The sequence below is a fragment of the Xenorhabdus sp. XBWT genome, from assembly GCF_059072735.1.
The window spans coordinates 3621429-3640649 of sequence record NZ_CM180990.1 but is presented as its reverse complement, the minus strand read 5'-3'; the positions used below and the strand labels follow the sequence as shown (position 1 = coordinate 3640649).

Below are 19221 nucleotides of genomic sequence, written 5' to 3'. Positions count from 1 at the left end.
TGCAGAGATAGCCACATGTCCTGCTTATCTGTAATATGTTACGTTCTCTGTCTGTGCTTCACCGGTTTTACTATACCGCGGGAAGCAGAGGAAACATGTCACCATCGGTATGCCATTAAAAGTTATCTCAGAATGGAAAATTTTTATTTTCCGGATACAACCAATAGAGAACACCTTAGGTAGATTAAATAAATAAAAAAGTATTTCAATTCACATCTATAGAGACAGCTCCTATTAATGGCACACTTTGCTAACTCAATTGCCAATAATATTAACATATATCAATAAAACAGATCCTGTTACAGAATATTGTGATCACACTCTGAGTAGTAAATTAATCTCAGAAATACCCAAGATATATTATCAGGAAACCCAATACCAAGGCGAAAACGAGCTTCCTGATATACAACCTAAAAATTGCCAGCTAATTTGCTATATTACAGGTAGTTTAAAGAGAAGTTAGCAATAGCAGTGAAGTTACCTGGAACAACTAAGTTTTTGCCTTCGCCATCAGATGAGTTAATACCTTGCAGGTAAGCTGCGAAATGTAGATCGTTGTTACCTTCAGACAAAGACATCACGTCAGATTTATCTCCCAAGGGGATGATTTTGCCGGCCGCATTAGTGATAGCAATTGCAGCACCTTTTGCAGTTCCTTCAATACCCAACAGGCCTTGAGAAGTTACACCATAATTGTTCTGCCCAGTGAAAGTCGTTACCAGACCATTTTTAGTTTGATCAGTACAGTTTTCTAATTCAATTTTGAAGAAATGAGATTCTGAACGACCACCATCTTTAAGGATATGGCTAGAAATTTGTCCCAGATTAACTTCAACGTTGTTATTTTTGATTGAGCAAGGTGCATCAATGATAGAACCAGTGAATTTCACTGTGCCACTACCTTGATTAACGGCATTTGCCGCACCAGCAGTTAAAGCCACACCAAAACCTAAAACCATCGCCAATTTGTTAAGTTTCATAATTTAACTTATGCCTTTAATTGTAAAATAGATACTAATAGCCAAAAGGAAGCCGAAGCACAGAAATTAATTTCTGACACTTAGGCGAATGATTATTTAGTTTTTTGACACGATTCATAAGTTGTCAAAATGAACCAAACCGCCAATATAATTCAACAGAACATATCTTAAGTCAAATTTCAGCTGATAAAACTACTTATGTGCTTTAACGTCATATAAAATATGAGTTTTTACAAAAAACCATGTCTAATGAGTAGTATATATTACTGATATTTTTTTATTTTTAGATTATTTGGCTAAATTATATCGGATGATGTTTAGTAGTTCAGAATCTTAATTGGCGTTGCTTTATTGCTCTATTTTATCATCCCGAAGGTAGGGTTTGTGCTATTATATCAAAATAATAACAATATTTAGATTTTAATATTTAATTAATTGATTAAATCAAAATAAAACAAAAATATTTAACAAGGTAAGATAATTACCAAGCTAATTATTTATACAAAATATCAATTCTAAAAAATAATTTTGATTTTGTTGAATATATTATTTTCATTCATTTTTTAATCAAAAAATGAATGAATAAAACACCAAATTAAATAGATATGTGAACTCTATTTTTAAGAAAATACCTATGATTACTATATGACTGGAAAATAAAAAGCCCTTTCCAATATTGGAAAGGGCTTATCTTTTTCTAATGAAATGCTAAAACTATTTACGCTTTTTTAATTATCACCCAATAAAATGGATTCAAGCGCAATCTCGATCATGTTATTAAACGTCAGTTGGCGTTCTTCAGCCGTTATTTGTTCGCCAGTACGGATATGGTCAGAAACAGTACAAATAGTCAGTGCTTTTGCACCAAATTCAGCTGCCACACCGTAAATACCTGCAGCTTCCATTTCAACGCCCAGAATGCCGTATTTTTCCATTACGTCGAACATTTGTGGGTCTGGTGTATAGAACAAATCTACAGAGAAGATATTACCAACGCGGGCATCGATATTTTTCGCTTTAGCTGCATCAACCGCATTACGAACCAGTTCAAAGTCCGCAATTGCAGCGAAATCGTGATCTTTAAAACGCTGACGGTTTACTTTGGAATCGGTACATGCTCCCATGCCAATCACAATATCACGGATTTTAATGTCTTCACTGACAGCACCACAGGAGCCAATACGAATGATTTTCTCAACACCAAATTCAGTGATCAATTCTTTGGCGTAAATAGAACAGGATGGAATACCCATACCATGCCCCATAACAGAGATACGGCGACCTTTGTAAGTACCGGTGAAACCCAGCATACCGCGAACATTATTAACCTGACGGGCATCTTCCAAGAAAGTTTCCGCAATATATTTTGCACGCAGTGGATCGCCTGGCATCAAAACAACATCAGCAAAATCGCCCATCTCAGCATTAATATGTGGGGTGGCCATAAGTTTATTTCCTTGTTTTTATTACATATATGTAAATGGATAAAAATCGAGGGAAGCCAATTGGCTTCCCAAAAAATTAAAACATCGCTTTGCCGTAATCCATTGGTGATAGATTGAAATATTTTGCAACTGTCTGACCAATGTCAGCAAATGTTTCGCGATGCCCTAATGAACCGGGTTTAACTTTAGGTCCGTAAACCAGAACCGGAATATGTTCCCGAGTATGATCAGTACCTTCCCAAGTCGGGTCACAACCATGGTCAGCGGTAAAGATCAGAATGTCATCCTCTTTAACCAGTTTCAGCATTTCCGGCAGACGACGGTCAAATAATTCCAGTGCTGCCGCATAACCCGCTACATCACGGCGGTGGCCGTAAGAAGAGTCGAAATCAACAAAGTTGGTAAATACGATGGTGTTATCCCCTGCCTGCTCCATTTCAATCAGTGAAGCATCAAACAGAGCATCAATGCCCGTTGCCTTAACCTTTTTGGTGATACCCACGTTTGCATAAATGTCTGCAATCTTACCAATAGAAACCACTTCACCTTGTTTCTCATCAACCAATTTTTTCAGCATGGTTGGGGCAGGTGGCTCAACAGCCAAGTCATGACGGTTACCTGTACGCTGGAAGTTACCCGCTTTATCCCCAACAAATGGGCGGGCTATGACACGGCCAATGTTGTATTCACCAATATTCAGCTCTTCACGAGCGATTTCACACAGTTCATACAGGCGATCCAAACCGAATGATTCTTCATGGCAGGCAATCTGGAAAACAGAATCTGCAGAGGTATAGAAAATCGGTTTACCGGTTTTCATGTGTTCTTCACCCAGATTATCCAGAATCACGGTACCGGAAGAGTGACAGTTACCCAGATATCCCGGAAGGTTGGCACGCTCAACCAGTCTATCCAGTAATTCCTGCGGGAAACTGTTCTCTTCGTCCTGAAAATAGCCCCAGTCGAATAAAACAGGGACACCCGCAATTTCCCAGTGACCTGATGGCGTGTCTTTACCAGAAGAAAGTTCACTCGCATAACCATAGGCACCAATAATGTCGGCATCTTTATCCAAACCAATTGGAAAAGTTCCACAAGACTCTTCCATCGCCTTACCCAATCCCAAACGACTCAGGTTTGGCAGGTGCAATGGTCCTTTACGGCCGATATCAGCCTCACCACGGGCACATTGCTCAGCAATGTGCCCTAAAGTGTTAGACCCCTCATCACCAAACTTTGCAGCATCTGCGCTTGCACCGATACCAAAGGAATCCAATACCATGATGAATGTACGTTTCATAATTTTCTCCTGCGTCAATTCACGCTATCAATGCGGAAACTGTCGGCTATTAAAATCTATTTTTGATTCTTATTTGGTTTATCCACTGATACGGCGATAAACCATCGGTGTGGCAGCTTTTGTTTCGTTTTTTTCTAAGGTCATTTTTTCCAAGACAAAAGCGTTACGCACAGCTTCTGCGGCTTCATGCCAAGCATTTTCACTATTAGCATGAATCACTGCCAGAGGGGTATCTGCATTCACCTGCATATCCAGCGTAACAATATCACTCAGCCCCACACTGTAATTAATAGGATCAGTCGCCTTACGACGCCCTCCTCCCAATGCAACAACAGACATGCCCAACGCACGGGTATCCATTTCTGCAACTATGCCATTTTGCCCAGCCAATACTGGCTTACTAAATTCTGCTGTTGGCAGGTAACGGGCATAATTTTCGACAAAATCAGTCGGCCCTTTTTGTGCAGCCACCATACGACCAAATATTTCAGCCGCGTTGCCGTTGTCCAGCACCATTTGTAGTTTACGGCGTGCATCATCACGATCGATTGCCAGATTACCTGAAACTAACATTTCGGCAGACAGAGCCATTGTCACTTCAAATAACCGGGGATTACGGTATTCTCCTGTCAGAAATTGAACCGCTTCACGAACTTCCAGCGCGTTGCCCGCACTGGATGCCAGAACTTGGTTCATATCCGTCAGCAACGCGGTTGTTTTGCAGCCTGCGCCATTCGCTACCTTGACGATGGATTCAGCCAGTTGTTCCGATTGTTTGTAAGTTGGCATAAATGCCCCGGAACCTACTTTCACATCCATAACCAGTGCATCCAATCCTTCAGTCAATTTTTTACCTAAGATGGACGCAGTAATCAAAGGGATAGAATCAACAGTCGCAGTGATATCACGCGTTGCATAAAGACGTTTATCCGCAGGAGCCAATGAGCTGGTCTGTCCGATGATGGCAACACCCACATCCCGAATAATGTCACAGAAACGATGCTCATCAGGAAAAATGTCAAAACCGGGGATGGATTCCAATTTATCCAGTGTTCCTCCGGTATGCCCTAAACCACGTCCAGAGATCATCGGTACATATCCTCCGCAAGCCGCCACCATCGGGCCAAGCATCAGGGATGTGACATCTCCTACACCGCCTGTCGAGTGCTTATCAACAATCGGGCCGGACAAATTCAATGCTTTCCAATTTAAAACTGTACCAGAATCACGTATTGCCAAAGTCAAGGCAACGCGTTCCTCCACTGTCATATCATGGAAATAAATAGTCATTGCCAGCGCAGCAATCTGCCCTTCAGAAACCGTATTATCACTGATTCCGTTAATAAAGAAACGGATCTCGTCTTCGCTCAGTGGATGACCATCACGCTTTTTGCGAATAATTTCCTGTGCCAAAAACAAAGCTACCTCCCAATCATTATTATTTGAAAAGAATGGCAGTAATGCACACTATTTTAGCGGGCATTTAATGAATTATTATTGATCTCAATAAACACTACTCTGCTTCTGGCTCTGGTGTCCAAGTGTGTTCAGCAAACTTCCCAATAAACTGGAAGCACCAAAACGGAAATGGCGAGAGTCAGTCCATTTGTCTCCCATAATGTGCTCAGCCAGAGCAAGATACTGTGCCGCTTCTTCGGCTGTGCGTACACCACCTGCGGGTTTAAAACCAACGTTGTCACCTACGCCCATATCGCGGATGACAGTTAACATGATTTCAGCACTCTCAAGTGTTGCATTAACGGGAACTTTCCCCGTTGAAGTTTTGATGAAATCCGCACCTGCTTTGATCGAGATTTCAGAGGCTTTGCGAATCAGTTCTGCTTCTTTTAATTCGCCTGTTTCAATAATCACTTTTAGCCAGACACCTGATTCAGCACAGGCAGTTTTGCAGGCTTTTACCAAATCGAAACCAATCTGTTCATGGCCAGCCATCAATGCACGATAAGGAAAAACAACATCCACTTCATCAGCACCATAAGCGATGGCAGCACGAGTTTCAGCCAGTGCAATGTCAATATCATCATTACCGTGTGGGAAGTTGGTAACAGTGGCAATGCGGATATCGGGGGTTCCCTGTTCACGCAATACCTTGCGCGCCACAGGAATAAAACGCGGGTAGATACAGACGGCGACCGTTTGTCCGGCAGGGCTGTTTGCCTGACGACAAAGTGCTGTCACTTTCTCATCTGTATCATCATCATTAAGCGTAGTTAAATCCATCAGACTCAGCGCGCGCTGGGCAGCGACGGTTAAATCGGTCATAAAACTCTCCAACGGTATTATTATCGTGACTGAATCAGTTCACATCTTCTTTTGTACGATTATTTTGAACGAACGCGGTTATCTTTAACAGTTAACGTCCTTAACAATCAACATGTTCGTTTGTTGGCGAGCGGACTTAGTTCCTTGAAGATGCTGCTACGATAATACACGATGCAACAACTGAATTCCTTCTCTCCGCACTATTTTTGTGCAATATTTCTGCACTATACTGGCTTTCTTCTTGCATGACCCCACAGATATCAACTTGATTCATTAAGTCTTTGAATATCATTATTTGAACATGTAAATGTCCAATAATTAGTGCTTCAAATCACACTAATAAAATATGGTTTGCAAACGAAAACATTTTAATGTGAAAAAAGTCACATTAAATAGCGTTGGGAAAAACAAATGCAGGTGAGAAATCTCACCTGCATTCAATTTGATACACGCTTCCTGAGTGCTACGCTTCCTACGTTTTACAGAGAGAGGAAGAACCCAGCAATAGTTGCACTCATCAAGTTAGAGAGTGAGCCTGCCAATACAGCTTTCAAGCCGAAACGAGCAATATCGCCGCGACGGTTTGGTGCCATACCGCCCAAGCCGCCCAGAAGAATAGCCACAGAAGACAAGTTAGCGAAGCCACACAGAGCAAAGGAGATAATGGCTTTGGTATGTTCGGAAAGTACTTGCAGGCCTGCGGCCTGAACAATATTGTCAGGTTTCAGGTATTCACCAAAGTTCATGAATGCGACGAATTCATTGACTACCAGTTTCTGGCCGATGAAAGAGCCTGCAATAGTCGCTTCATGCCACGGAACCCCGATCAGATAAGCAATTGGTGCAAAAGCCCAGCCCAGTACCAGTTCCATGGATAATTGAGGATAATCGAACCAACCGCCGATACCGCCCAGAATACCGTTTAACAAAGCGATCAATGCGGTGAATGCCAACAACATTGCACCGACGTTCAGAGCCAATTGCATACCAGATGCTGCACCTGATGCGGCCGCATCAATGATATTTGCCGGACGCTCTTCTGCTGCAACCAGTGACATCGCATCAGTAGTATCATGTGTTTCTTCGGTTTCAGGCACCATCAGTTTCGCAAACAGCAGACCACCCGGTGCCGCCATAAATGAAGCTGCAATCAGGTATTCCAATGGAACACCCATAGAGGCATAGCCCGCCAATACTGAACCCGCTACAGAGGCCAAGCCACCGCACATAACAGCGAACAGCTCAGATTGGGTCATGGTAGAAATATAAGGACGAACAACCAGAGGGGCTTCGGTTTGACCTACGAAAATATTCGCGGTCGCAGACAAAGATTCAGTCCGGGATGTTCCCAGTATTTTCTGCAAGCCACCACCCAAGATTTTGATGATAAGCTGCATAACGCCCATATAATAAAGCACGGCAATAAGTGAGGAGAAGAAAACAATTACCGGCAGAACACGCAGGGCAAAAACAAAACCACCGCCACCAAACAGTTCAAACATTTTGTCGGAAACCAATCCGCCAAAAATAAAGTCTGTTCCTTTCTGGCCATATCCAATCACATTGGAAACGCCTTCTGACATTCCTCCCAGAATGTCTTTACCAGCGGGTACATAAAGTACAAATGCCCCAATAGCAATCTGAATCAGGAAGGCGCCCAGGACAGTACGGATTTTAATAGCTCGATAGTTACTGGAGAAGAGTACTGCGATAAAAATCAGCACTGCCATCCCGACCAGGCTCATAAGGAGTTGCATTGGAAGAATCCCTGTTCACTGAATGAATAATAAAAAATATGTCAGTTTTTTTGTAATTTCCTACTGACATTGTGTGTGTGCTGATTATACCTAGTACTAAAAAGGAACAAGCAACTAACATCACAATTTAATACAGCAAAAAGTAATATAAAAACGAAAAATGAGATACACATCACATAAATCCGCCTAGTTTCGGTGGGACTAGATAATTTAGCGGGAAAAAAGGTAAAAAAAAGAATAAATAAGCAGAGAATATAAGTTAAATATTATTAATGTTTAATGAAAACCGATTATATAAATCCACAGCTAAAAAACTCAATGAGTTTTGCCTATTAAAATCAGCCCAGTGAAAATAGTACTCTACTATTATGATAAATTTGATTGGCAATCTCATCCGGTGATTCTGTACGCAATTCACACAGTACTGAAAAAACTTGTGCAACTTTTTCAGGTCGATTGGGTTGGCCTTGGGATCCTGCCAGAGGCATATCAGGCGAATCAGTTTCCAACACTAATGATGACAAGGGTAGCTGTGAAATAGTATTACGTGTCTTTTGTGTTCTGTCATAAGTAATGGTTCCTCCTACGCCAATATAAAATCCCAGGCTAATAAAAGCCTTGGCTTGTGAGAAGCTTCCTGCAAAACCATGAATCACACCAGTACGTGGCAATTTATGTTTTCGTAAAATTGCGACCAATTGATCATGACTTTTTCTGGAATGAAGTATCGCGGGTAAATCATACTGTTTGGCCAGCTTCAGCTGTGCTTCCAATACACTTTTTTGCATCTCAAACTGCGGTTCAGGCATATAAAGGTCTAGGCCTATCTCGCCTACCGCCACACATTTGGCGCTTTTTTTCTGTAACTGTTGGTTCAACTCATCCAAATGTGCATTTTGATGTTGACGGATATAAAGCGGATGTAAACCGAACGCAGCATAAATTGAAGGATAAGCCTCTGCCAATGCAGCAACCCGCTGGAAATTTATTTGGCTTACCGTGGGCACAATAATTTTTTCTACACCCACTTTTCTGGCTTGTTCCAGACTTTTTATTTCATCGCCAGCAAAAGGCGAAAAATCAAAGTGGCAATGTGTATCAATAAACATCTAATTATCCAAATTATCCAAATTATCCATCATGATCTTGCTCTGTTGCCTGTGTGTTGTCTATCACATCAGAGGCAGGTGCCCCCACTATCAGAGGATTGGTGTGATTCAGGAAATGGTTCCGCCGAAAGCAGCTATGATTGACACTATCTGAATTTAATCCGCTGCGACATACACCATAGCTTTTACGTTCAATATGCCCAAATTTTCCGTCCACAAACGTATGCCCAATAGTTGCCAAAAAATATCGCCCGCAGCGTCTCCCCAAATGATAATTCTGATTCAATACACTAATTCGGCTTCCCAATGCCATTGTCGCCAATGGGGCTGGCGGATAGATTTCGAAGATCTGCACATCATCCGGTGGATTTTCGATAAATTTTTGCGTCCGGCGGTAACTGTTGGCATGGAGATTAACCATCTTAACCATTTTTTGCAGACTGCTGTCTTCCAACCAACGCTCCATACGCTTGAACCACTGGGGTGTATAGTAAAGCTGTGAAGGAACTGTCCGGATTACAACAATTGTATCCGCACCACGGAGATAGGCTTCTTGAACGGGTATCGCATCGCAAATACCTCCATCTTGATAAACAACATCATCAAGGGTAACGCCATTACGATAAAATCCCGGAATAGCGCTGGAAGCCTTCAATATGTCCATCCAATTTTTGTCATTAGGATGCAAATAATCAGGTTTAAAATTATCAGCACGACAGGCACACATGTAAAATTCACGTCCTGCATCAAATTGGCGTATCCCAACAGGGATATTAAGCGGTAATTGTTCGGATATGGTATCCATATACCAATCCAAATCGATCAGATGCCCACCACGAACAAAACGCAGGGGATTAAAAAAAGCGGGATCGGTTGTATAACGATTGATGATTTTACGTGCATAGCCTCGTTGACCACAAATATAAGCAGAAAGATTTTGAGCACCTGCCGACGTTCCGAGAAACAATTCAAACGGATTAAAACCAAGGCGAAGAAACTCATCTAAAACACCAGCGGTAAAAATACCTCTCTGACCACCACCTTCACAAACGAGAGCAATTTTCCCGGGTTTGATCTGCGAGTTATAAGCCAAAGGTTCTATATTACCCAGCGTTATTCGAATATGTTTCCCCACTATTCTCCCCCTCTAAAAGCCAATAATAATATCAAAGCATAATACATTTGCTGAATATCATGAGTATATTGTTACATAAGTGATTAATTTGTTAGCTTGTATTAAACACTTTATATTTAGAATCTTCTGCTCATACCTGCCTTACGCAGATCATGCTCTTTGGAGACAGAATATACGATGAGACGAACTTCCTGCTCAGGAGAAATCCCTATGCCATGAGTAAGTTTAGCAGGAGTCATTTTGTCGAGGACAACTATCAGCGCCATGGAAACAGCATCTCACCTATCCTTAAATATTTCTATTGTTTGTTGTAGCAATTTCTGAACCTGTCGAGACTTGCCTAAATATTAATATTTATTAAGGAGGGAATGTCACGTCTGAAGTCAGCCAAAGCCAGACCGGGGATTTATAGCATCGTTGGGCAATATTTCGCCTGAATGACAATAAAAAAAGAGTGGCTTACTATTAGCCACCCTTTTTAGAATGTCAGTTATTTCTTAATTTCTATAGTACTCTTAACAGATTTGACACCTTTCACGCCATGAGCAATTTCAGCAATTTCCGCTGCTTGATGTTTGTCTTTGACAAAACCAGAAAGATAAACAATGCCTTTTTCGGTTTTCACGGAAATTTCATTGCTATTTATTCCTTTGTGCTCCAGTAGCTTTCCTTTCACTTTTGCTGTGACAGCACTATCGTCCAAGTAAGCATCTGCATTCTGAAAAGTGTGATCTATTTTTTTCCCTGTATTGTCTATGGATTTATCGATTTTCTGCCCCTTACTTTCCTCTGTTTTTCCTGAAGAGGATTCGGTTGCCAGAGCATTACCAATAACGAGTACCGAGCCTAGAACAACAGCCAGTAGCGAATGTGCAAATTTGATATTTTTCATCCTACCACCTTTTTTAATATAAACTAGAACTGTACTAGAACAGTATGTCAATTAGACAGTGGCGATAAAATCAGCTTTACAAAAAATAACGAATATTTTCCTTAAAGCAGAGAGTTATTCTTAAATTGAAGAATAATACAGAGAATATATATTGAAAATTAAGGGCCAACAGGAGAGTTGACCCGGAAAAATATTAATGTTCCCGTGTCTTACGGAAATCAATGTCAGGATAGCGTTCACTGGTCAGGTTTAAATTAACCATCGTAGGTGCAATGTAGGTTAAGTTATCACCACCATCAAGAGCCAAGTTCTGCTCATTCTTACGCTTGAACTCTTCCAGTTTCTTCACATCGTTGCATTCTACCCAGCGGGCGGTAGAAACATTAACAGGCTCATACAGTGCTTCAACGTTGTATTCACTCTTCAAACGAGCAACAACAACATCAAACTGAAGTACACCGACTGCACCGACAATCAGATCGTTATTCATCAACGGACGGAAGACCTGCACTGCTCCTTCTTCGGATAATTGAACCAGACCTTTCAGCAATTGCTTCTGTTTCAATGGATCACGTAAACGAATACGGCGGAACAGTTCTGGGGCAAAGTTAGGAATACCGGTAAATTTCAGCTCTTCACCTTGGGTAAAGGTATCTCCAATCTGGATCGTGCCATGATTGTGCAGACCGATAATGTCTCCCGGATAGGCATCCTCAACATGAGCGCGATCTCCTGCCATAAAAGTCAGGGCGTCAGAAATAACGACATCTTTCTTGATGCGCACTTGGCGCAGTTTCATGCCTTTTTCATATTTACCGGAAACAACACGCAAAAATGCCACACGGTCACGGTGTTTCGGGTCCATATTGGCCTGAATTTTGAAAACAAACCCAGTGAATTTTTCTTCACTTGCGGTGACTTTACGTGCGTCAGTCTGTCGAGGCATCGGAGTCGGAGCCCATTTAACAAGGCCATCCAACATATGATCAACACCAAAGTTACCCAATGCTGTACCAAAAAATACTGGTGTCAGTTCACCTTGTAAAAAAGCATCCTGATCAAATTCATGGGATGCACCCTTGACCAGTTCCAGCTCTTCACGCAATTGATTCGCCAGCTCTTCACCTATCGCCGCATCCAGTTCAGAATTATCCAGACCCTTGATAGTGCGGACTTCCTGAATTGTATGACCTTGACCAGATTGATACAGGTAAGTTTCATCAAGGTAAAGATGATAAACACCCTTGAAAGATTTACCGCAGCCAACAGGCCATGTAATCGGGCTACAGGCGATCTTCAGCTCGTTTTCCACTTCATCCATCAGTTCCATCGGATCACGGATATCACGATCGAGCTTGTTCATGAATGTCAGAATTGGCGTGTCACGCAGACGGGTAACTTCCATCAGCTTACGGGTACGATCCTCAACCCCTTTCGCGGCATCAATCACCATCAAACAACAGTCAACAGCGGTTAAAGTACGATAAGTATCTTCGGAGAAGTCTTCGTGTCCCGGGGTATCCAGTAAGTTAACCAGACAATCTGCATAAGGGAACTGCATCACGGAAGTAGTAATCGAAATACCGCGCTGTTTTTCCATCTCCATCCAGTCTGATTTAGCGTGTTGGTTAGAACCACGGCCTTTTACCGTCCCCGCTTTCTGGATTGCCTGTCCGAACAGTAATACTTTTTCGGTAATAGTGGTTTTACCCGCATCTGGGTGAGAAATGATTGCAAAGGTGCGCCGTTTAGCGACTTCTTGCAGAAATGGGGAATTTGACATCAATTGGGATCTTCTAGTTTATATACGGATTGATATCATTTAGGAAGCGGCCTCTGCTGGCCTCCGCCTTCAAATCCGTTGTGTTAATCGTAATTGGCGCTTATTTTCGCTGAACTTGGTACTATAAACAATCAATGATTGTCGGGCTATGTCTATAAATCGATTTTAGCAAAACTGGATATAGTAAAAAGAAATCACTCTCATACATTTCAACTAAACGCGAAAGCACTTTATCAATCGTTGCGCGGCTTCCCAAAGCTAAAAAAGACTCGCTAGTGAATAATTCACCTGATTTATAACTTTAAATACGCTGCTTTATTGATTGTCTGATTGCCGTGCTTTCCCCTATGTGAAAGAATATAAATCAGCCAATGAAAAACAATGAATCTCTGTCAGATTTCACCAAACAACGGCAACGCCATAATAATGGCATCTTCCTTTCCCGCGGCAGTCGGATAATAATTCTTGCGGATGGAGACTTCATTGAAGCCCAAATCCTCATATAAACGGATTGCAGGCCGATTGGAACTCCGTACTTCAAGCCATAGTGTGTTTATTTGCTTTTCAGGCAATATATTGATGAGATAAGCCAGCAATTCCCTGCCATAACCTTTTGATTGATACTCAGGATAAATGGCGATATTAAATAGGGTGGCTTCGTCCATGACATATTGCGTTATCGCAAAGCCGATAATCCGGTCGTTCAACGTTATTTTATAGTTGAGGTAGCGTTCTCCCTGATTGGAGTAAAATGTTTTTTCACTCCATGGAAACGTGTGGCTGGCTTGTTCTATTTGAAATGCCAAGGGAAGATCAACGGGAGTTAATAGAGAAATATTCTTCATAATGGTAAATTTGTTGCCAAAGAGCGCGTTTTGCATTCCCATCAAGAGATAAGTCATTTAATGCCGAGCTTCTCAAAGAAATCCCTTGTATTGATAAGGTAATATCAACTCCCAACAGCCAACATGGGCAGTGGATTGATTCCGAAAGTAGCTCAACATCTTTTGTCGTGATGCAATATACCAATGAGGCGTTAATTCCCATGGCTGTGAAAATATCAGCAAACAATGAATGACTTAAGTCGATATGATCATGAGCAATGATCAATAGACGGGTTGAATCAGGGATGAGGACAGATAATTCACCTTGCAACGCCATCGGGCTGCGCAAAACCCATTGAGTGATCCCCAATCGGGAGAGTAATCTGTCACGCTTCGTCATCGTGTTTTATTCCATCTGTCATAAGAAAATAACAGGTAATATATTATCAGAGGGCTTAACTTAGCGCCAATTAGCATGGCACTTTAGTTCTGCACAACTGGTATTGATACTTGGATAAAGATTTATAAGGAGCTATACATAGATGTCAGTATTAACCCCGGCCAGCGAAGTTATCCTGCGCCATCATGAGCAATTTAGCTCACATCATCTGCTTTTCGCCGGTGATTTACAGGACAATCTCGCAACGGAAATCGAAGCAGCAAGTGTTCGTGTGCATACTAACCAATACCACCACTGGCAATCTCTGATCCGTCAACTCGGCGACAGTGCTCAGTTTGGTCTTGTAGCAGACAGCGCATTTATTAAAGGGTGCGATACGCTGATTTATTACTGGCCAAAAAGCAAACAGGAAGCACGTTTCCAGCTACGTAGCCTGTTTTCCATTCTGCCTACTGGAACAGATATTTTTATTGTGGGTGAAAATCGCAGTGGTGTACGTAGTGTTGATAAATTAATGGAAGGCATTGCAACTTTCCACAAAATTGATACCGCCCGCCGCTGTAGCCTGTTTTATGGTCAGCTTAAAAATCAGGTTCAGTTTGATCAAAACAATTGGTGGAACAGTTATCAGGTAGGTGATGCCACCATCAATACATTGCCCGGTGTGTTCAGCCAAGACGATTTGGATATCGGCAGTCGCTTGCTACTTTCGACATTTGATGCGCCTATTTCTGGCAGTCTTTTGGATATCGCCTGTGGTTCAGGGGTTTTGGCAACTGTTTTGGGTAAGAAAAACCCTGATTTGACTCTGACCCTGAGCGATGTCAATGCTGCCGCTATTACATCCAGTAAGGCAACATTGAAAGCCAATAAGCTGGAAGGTAATGTTGTTACCAGCAATGTATATTCTGCTATTGAAGAGAAATTTGACTGGATTATTTCTAATCCTCCATTCCACGATGGGTTGAAAACTACTTTGACTGCAACCGAGGATATGATCCGCATGGCGCCAAGCTATCTAAAATCAGGTGGGCAGTTCCGGATCGTTGCAAACGCTTTCCTGCCTTATCCTAGCCTGTTGGATAAAACTTTTGGCAACCATAAAGTCATTGCTCAGACAGGTAAATTTAAAGTTTATCAGGCAACGAAGAGATAACTCAGGCGTCAAATACGATCTCTGTTTTGCCTGCTCCGATTTTATGGGCAGGCAATGCCGTTTTTCTCTATTTTCTCTTTATTTCTTCTTAGTCTCCGCCTGAATATCAACCTGTCGATTTTTACACCAATCACTCTTTTTTCCACTAAATAATGATTGACGCCAGCTATAAAATCTCTAGAATGCGCCTCCATGCTATCCATTTGAGTGATAGTGTCTGATATATGCGAGGGTGGCGGAATTGGTAGACGCGCTAGCTTCAGGTGTTAGTGTTCTTACGGACGTGGGGGTTCAAGTCCCCCCCTTCGCACCAAATCAGACAACTAGCAGTTAAATAAATCGGATAAATGACAGTACCTGCGAGGGTGGCGGAATTGGTAGACGCGCTAGCTTCAGGTGTTAGTGTCCTTACGGACGTGGGGGTTCAAGTCCCCCCCTTCGCACCACTGTTTCATTTTTTCTGTCTTTCTCTCTTCTATTTTTTCCGCTTTTTATTAGTTTCAGTTCTTTTTTCTGTCTGTTATCCAATGATTTACTTCAAAAATATCCTAAATAACGAAAACTGCCAAACAAACTACACATAACAGCGATACCAGCAGGAAACAACAAGAAATGACGCGCATTACGATGAAACAATAGTACAAGCGTCAAAAGCATCGCGACCTGAATACTGGCCTTGAATTGTTCTATTCCTGCCCCCGCAAGGACTAATACTGACACAACTAACACTGATACTATCAGGCTGGACAACAGTATGCCCCAGAACCCCGTCATCCTTTGCCAAAATATCAGCTTTAAATTCCGCTTTGCCCTAATCATAATACCCCATTAAATGATAATGATTATCAATATCAAGTATAATGGAGATTTAATCATATGCGGGAAATAAATGACAGAAATTATCAGAGATAATTTTCAAGAAAAAACGCGGGATAATGCTCCCCGCGTTGTTAATTCAGCGCGTTCAAGATTCGGGAATTCCTGTCGGAATAACTGACGTATTCTTCCCATTTATTACCATTATTGTTTTAAATTCATCGCATCACGTATGGTAAAGAACAGATCCGTTTGATCAGTCAAACCCACGACATTGGCAGCATATGGGCCATAAGCGGCAACACGTAGTTGTGCACCTGTATGTTCTTGACTGTTTCCTTCTGAATTACCGTAATTTACCGTCATAACTGCACCATCTTTAGTGATCAGTGAACGGGTTAAACCCGTTGATTTCACATCAGGTTCAATGATCTGGCTGGAGTGCGCGTGATCGGCAGTCACAATCACCAAAGTATCACCATACTCTTTCGCAAATTTAAGACCAACTTGTACTGCCTTATCTAAAGCAACGGTTTCACCAATCTGGGCACAAGGATTGGCATTGTGATCCTGTTTATCAATTGAGGCACTTTCAACTTGCAGGAAAAAGCCATTTTTATTCTCTTTCAGTAAATCAATCGCCTTCTCTGTCATTTGTTCCAACGTCGGGGCATTAGGGTCTAATTTAGCATTCGCCTTGCACTTTACTGGCTTTTCATTGATATTACCGTGATAAACTGCTTTTGGTCCTTCCCAGGCGACGTTCATATTTCCATCATGGAATAAACCTAACAGAGGCTTTTGTTGATTAGCTTCTTTGATGGCGGATAACGACTTAGCGTCAGTTATCCACTGATATCCTAAATCTAGTGCCTGTTGTTGCAATGTTTTTCCTGCATTGGCACCGGATACTGATTTCTGAATAAAGGATTTTGCCCCGCCACCCAATGTAATATCAGCGCGTGCTACCAGTAACTGTTCCGTAATAGAGCCTTTACCCCCATTTCCCAATGCATCAGAAGGACATTTCTGCAAAGTTATTTCTGGCCCATAGCATTTACGCCCCGTAACATGAGCATACAAAGCCGCTGGCGTTGCATCCTGAATTTCAGCCGTGGTCACATTCCCTGTTGCTTTACCGTTTCTTTTGGCCAATTCCAAAAGAGATGAGTGAGCTTTACCAAAAACATCAATTCCCAATGCGCCGTTATAGGTTTTTACTCCCGTAGCCCAAGCTGTAGCGGAAGCCGCAGAGTCTGTAACATAGTTGGGTTTTTGCGTTTTCTTATCCAGCGAATAATGAGTGTATTGTCCGGTAAATGGCAAGGCATCAATCCCTTTAAAGAATCCACCAGCACCTTCTGCGTAATTACGGGCGATGGTAATTTCAGAATCACCCATGCCGTCACCGATAAATAGGATCACATTCTTAGCCTTGGTGTTGCTTAAAGCAGCTTTAAGTGTTTCTGTCTGATCCTGTGTGAGACGGCGTGCACCACCAAATTCTGTAATGTTGCCCTGTGCTGCACGCTGTTGCGCGATATGGTTCGAATCGCTGGTAGCCCATGCAGGTACAGTGGCTCCTGCCATCAATACAGTAACCACAGCAGCAAGCAGAATTTTTTCATAATTAGGCGACATAGTGTTTTCCTTGCAATCAGATAAGTAGTAAAAAATCATTACTTTGAATTGCTTGGATAATAGATATGTCACATGACAATTATTTGAATCTATGACGACATTATGATGACAGGAAACGTTCTTCAAAAATAAGGCAGAGCGCCACAGCAGCCAAAAGCCACGCAACGTTCTGCCGATATAGTCAATCTAGTCCATCAATAACGTATCATGACTGACTTAAGTTCGGTGTAGTGTTCAATAAACGCACTACCAAACTCACGACCAATTCCTGAAGATTTCATGCCTCCGAATGGGACTGCGGGATCCAGGAATGTGTGCATATTGATCCATAGAATCCCAGCCTCAATGCGAGGTGTCATGCGCATCGCTTTACTTAGGTCATTCGTCCATAAACTGGCAGACAAACCAAATGGTGTTGAATTCATCATGGTAATCAGCTCTTCCTCATCATCATAACTGAGGAAAGTACCAATCGGCCCGAATGTCTCTTCTTTCATCAATGTATCTTCAGGGCTATTGGCTCTGACAATCGTTGGCGCGACAAAAAATCCCGGCCTTTCCAGCGCATAGCCTCCATACACAATTTCACAGCCATCCTGACGTGCTTGCTCAAACAAAGAGAGAATTTTTTCGTAGTGCGGCTTATTCGCCAATGGTCCCATTTCTGTTGATTCGTCGAGGGGAGAGCCAATTTTCATGGCTGACAGACGTTCAGACAATAATTCCAAGACGGCATCCATGTGAATTGATGGAATATAGAAACGTTCCGCAGCAGCACAAATTTGCCCCTGATAGACATATCCCGCTTCCAGGATGCCATCGACAATTTTTTCAACTGCCATATCAGACAGGAAAGCAGCCGCGTTTTTGCCTCCAAGCTCCAGTGTTGTGCGCTTCATTCCTTGCTCCAGCGCAGATTTACCCACGATCACTCCTGTCGGAACTGATCCTGTAAAAGTCACTTTGGAACATTGAGGATGGTTTATCAGGGATGATCCAACACGAGGGCCGGAACCATTGACGATGTTAATCACGCCATCTGGAATGCCCGCCTCTTTTGCCAGCTCTGCTACACGGAGCATGGTTAAGGGCGTATATTCACTGGGTTTAAGCACAATCGTACAGCCACTGGTCAATGCCGCTCCCAATTTCCAGATAGAGATCATTATGGAGAAATTCCACGGAATAATGCCAACCACGACACCAACAGGCTTACGACGAGTAAACGCAGTATATTTTTCTCCCTTAAACGATGGTAACGAAACATTCAGGGTTTCACCGCTGATTTTGCTTGACCATCCTGCAAAGTAACGTAAGTAATCGGCGGATGCCCCGACGTCAAGCATACGAGATAATTGGATGGGTTTACCCGAACACAGACTTTCAAGTTGAGCCAATTCTTCACTATTCTTTTGCAGTAAGTCAGCAAGGCGATTCAAACAATTTCCCCGCTCCATCGGAGAAGTTTGTGCCCATATGCCATGGAACGCGTTCGATGCAGCCTGCATTGCCTGATCAATTTCTGCGTCCCCTCCTTGATTAACCGTAGCTATTGTTTCGCCGGATGCAGGGTTAACGATGGAGAAAGTGGCATTTCCATGCCCAAGAACAGAGATGCCATTAATATAATGACCGTGAGAGCGTTGCAAAAAAGCCGCAACGGACTCCAGCAAATGAATCTCACTCATTATCTTTTCCTC

General features: G+C 42.3%; 17 protein-coding genes and 2 tRNA genes. 3 read left to right on the top strand and 16 right to left on the bottom strand.

All coding sequences use genetic code 11. The features are described from left to right. Positions 1-437 precede the first annotated feature (437 nt). The 13 genes from AC5JQI_RS15895 to AC5JQI_RS15835 all read right to left on the bottom strand — a co-directional run bounded on the left by AC5JQI_RS15895 (position 438) and on the right by AC5JQI_RS15835 (position 13908). A complete protein-coding gene (locus AC5JQI_RS15895; RefSeq protein WP_493912863.1) occupies positions 438-980 on the bottom strand; it encodes a fimbrial protein in 543 nt (180 codons plus the stop codon). 728 nt (positions 981-1708) lie between these two features. Next, positions 1709-2425 carry a purine-nucleoside phosphorylase gene (deoD, locus tag AC5JQI_RS15890; RefSeq protein ID WP_493912862.1) on the bottom strand — a complete coding sequence of 239 codons (717 nt, stop codon included), beginning with the start codon at positions 2423-2425 and terminating at the stop codon, positions 1709-1711. 76 nt (positions 2426-2501) lie between these two features. Then, a complete protein-coding gene (gene deoB, locus AC5JQI_RS15885) occupies positions 2502-3725 on the bottom strand; it encodes a phosphopentomutase (protein WP_493912861.1) in 1224 nt (407 codons plus the stop codon). Between the two features lie 78 nt (positions 3726-3803). Further along, positions 3804-5144 (bottom strand): thymidine phosphorylase, encoded by a 1341-nt coding sequence (deoA, locus tag AC5JQI_RS15880; RefSeq protein ID WP_493912860.1) that lies wholly within the window; start codon positions 5142-5144, stop codon positions 3804-3806. Between the two features lie 84 nt (positions 5145-5228). Further along, a complete protein-coding gene (gene deoC / locus AC5JQI_RS15875) occupies positions 5229-6008 on the bottom strand; it encodes a deoxyribose-phosphate aldolase (RefSeq protein ID WP_493912859.1) in 780 nt (259 codons plus the stop codon). Between the two features lie 479 nt (positions 6009-6487). After that, positions 6488-7753 (bottom strand): NupC/NupG family nucleoside CNT transporter, encoded by a 1266-nt coding sequence (locus AC5JQI_RS15870; protein WP_493914710.1) that lies wholly within the window; start codon positions 7751-7753, stop codon positions 6488-6490. Between the two features lie 350 nt (positions 7754-8103). Continuing rightward, entirely contained in the window at positions 8104-8874 is a 771-nt protein-coding gene (locus AC5JQI_RS15865; RefSeq protein WP_493912858.1) for a TatD family hydrolase, read from the bottom strand. Positions 8875-8896: 22 nt separating this feature from the next. Continuing rightward, positions 8897-10009 (bottom strand): patatin-like phospholipase family protein, encoded by a 1113-nt coding sequence (locus AC5JQI_RS15860; protein ID WP_493912857.1) that lies wholly within the window; start codon positions 10007-10009, stop codon positions 8897-8899. Positions 10010-10125: 116 nt separating this feature from the next. Then, positions 10126-10275: a hypothetical protein gene (locus AC5JQI_RS15855; protein ID WP_493912856.1), complete on the bottom strand. Its 150-nt coding sequence runs from the start codon at positions 10273-10275 to the stop codon at positions 10126-10128. Between the two features lie 224 nt (positions 10276-10499). Further along, on the bottom strand, positions 10500-10901 hold the full coding sequence (locus tag AC5JQI_RS15850; RefSeq protein ID WP_493912855.1) for a BON domain-containing protein: 402 nt from the start codon (positions 10899-10901) through the stop codon (positions 10500-10502). Between the two features lie 193 nt (positions 10902-11094). Further along, on the bottom strand, positions 11095-12684 hold the full coding sequence (gene prfC, locus AC5JQI_RS15845; protein WP_493912854.1) for a peptide chain release factor 3: 1590 nt from the start codon (positions 12682-12684) through the stop codon (positions 11095-11097). Positions 12685-13076: 392 nt separating this feature from the next. Further along, entirely contained in the window at positions 13077-13529 is a 453-nt protein-coding gene (gene rimI / locus AC5JQI_RS15840) for a ribosomal protein S18-alanine N-acetyltransferase (protein ID WP_493912853.1), read from the bottom strand. Continuing rightward, positions 13498-13908 carry a DNA polymerase III subunit psi gene (locus AC5JQI_RS15835; RefSeq protein ID WP_493912852.1) on the bottom strand — a complete coding sequence of 137 codons (411 nt, stop codon included), beginning with the start codon at positions 13906-13908 and terminating at the stop codon, positions 13498-13500. The genes rimI and AC5JQI_RS15835 overlap by 32 nt, the downstream gene beginning before the upstream one ends. 142 nt (positions 13909-14050) lie before the next feature. On the opposite strand from AC5JQI_RS15835, the gene rsmC reads away from it, so the two are divergent. The 3 genes from rsmC (at position 14051) to AC5JQI_RS15820 (ending at position 15510) form a co-directional block, all read left to right on the top strand. After that, complete coding sequence (gene rsmC, locus AC5JQI_RS15830; protein WP_493912851.1) at positions 14051-15064, top strand: 16S rRNA (guanine(1207)-N(2))-methyltransferase RsmC; 1014 nt, start codon at positions 14051-14053, stop codon at positions 15062-15064. A gap of 226 nt (positions 15065-15290) precedes the next feature. After that, a tRNA-Leu gene (locus AC5JQI_RS15825) sits at positions 15291-15377 on the top strand. A gap of 46 nt (positions 15378-15423) precedes the next feature. Then, positions 15424-15510: transfer RNA gene (locus tag AC5JQI_RS15820), tRNA-Leu, on the top strand. Positions 15511-15601: 91 nt separating this feature from the next. Here AC5JQI_RS15820 and AC5JQI_RS15815 read toward each other — a convergent pair. From AC5JQI_RS15815 to AC5JQI_RS15805, 3 genes are all read right to left on the bottom strand, one after another. Then, a complete protein-coding gene (locus tag AC5JQI_RS15815) occupies positions 15602-15838 on the bottom strand; it encodes a DUF1435 family protein (protein WP_493912850.1) in 237 nt (78 codons plus the stop codon). A gap of 246 nt (positions 15839-16084) precedes the next feature. After that, positions 16085-17521: an alkaline phosphatase gene (phoA, locus tag AC5JQI_RS15810; protein ID WP_237385374.1), complete on the bottom strand. Its 1437-nt coding sequence runs from the start codon at positions 17519-17521 to the stop codon at positions 16085-16087. Between the two features lie 194 nt (positions 17522-17715). After that, positions 17716-19209: an aldehyde dehydrogenase family protein gene (locus AC5JQI_RS15805; protein ID WP_493912849.1), complete on the bottom strand. Its 1494-nt coding sequence runs from the start codon at positions 19207-19209 to the stop codon at positions 17716-17718. Between the last annotated feature and the right edge of the window lie 12 nt (positions 19210-19221).

Bases quoted from the DNA above. Each gene is read 5' to 3' on its own strand.
- deoD (WP_493912862.1), bottom strand. From the start codon at position 2,425: ATGGCCACCCCACATATTAATGCTGAGATGGGCGATTTTGCTGATGTT.
- AC5JQI_RS15870 (WP_493914710.1), bottom strand. From the start codon at position 7,753: ATGAGCCTGGTCGGGATGGCAGTGCTGATTTTTATCGCAGTACTCTTC.
- rsmC (WP_493912851.1), top strand. From the start codon at position 14,051: ATGTCAGTATTAACCCCGGCCAGCGAAGTTATCCTGCGCCATCATGAG.
- deoB (WP_493912861.1), bottom strand. From the start codon at position 3,725: ATGAAACGTACATTCATCATGGTATTGGATTCCTTTGGTATCGGTGCA.
- AC5JQI_RS15855 (WP_493912856.1), bottom strand. From the start codon at position 10,275: ATGGCGCTGATAGTTGTCCTCGACAAAATGACTCCTGCTAAACTTACT.
- AC5JQI_RS15850 (WP_493912855.1), bottom strand. From the start codon at position 10,901: ATGAAAAATATCAAATTTGCACATTCGCTACTGGCTGTTGTTCTAGGC.
- AC5JQI_RS15835 (WP_493912852.1), bottom strand. From the start codon at position 13,908: ATGACGAAGCGTGACAGATTACTCTCCCGATTGGGGATCACTCAATGG.
- AC5JQI_RS15895 (WP_493912863.1), bottom strand. From the start codon at position 980: ATGAAACTTAACAAATTGGCGATGGTTTTAGGTTTTGGTGTGGCTTTA.
- AC5JQI_RS15815 (WP_493912850.1), bottom strand. From the start codon at position 15,838: ATGACGGGGTTCTGGGGCATACTGTTGTCCAGCCTGATAGTATCAGTG.
- rimI (WP_493912853.1), bottom strand. From the start codon at position 13,529: ATGAAGAATATTTCTCTATTAACTCCCGTTGATCTTCCCTTGGCATTT.
- prfC (WP_493912854.1), bottom strand. From the start codon at position 12,684: ATGTCAAATTCCCCATTTCTGCAAGAAGTCGCTAAACGGCGCACCTTT.
- phoA (WP_237385374.1), bottom strand. From the start codon at position 17,521: ATGTCGCCTAATTATGAAAAAATTCTGCTTGCTGCTGTGGTTACTGTA.
- AC5JQI_RS15865 (WP_493912858.1), bottom strand. From the start codon at position 8,874: ATGTTTATTGATACACATTGCCACTTTGATTTTTCGCCTTTTGCTGGC.
- AC5JQI_RS15805 (WP_493912849.1), bottom strand. From the start codon at position 19,209: ATGAGTGAGATTCATTTGCTGGAGTCCGTTGCGGCTTTTTTGCAACGC.
- deoC (WP_493912859.1), bottom strand. From the start codon at position 6,008: ATGACCGATTTAACCGTCGCTGCCCAGCGCGCGCTGAGTCTGATGGAT.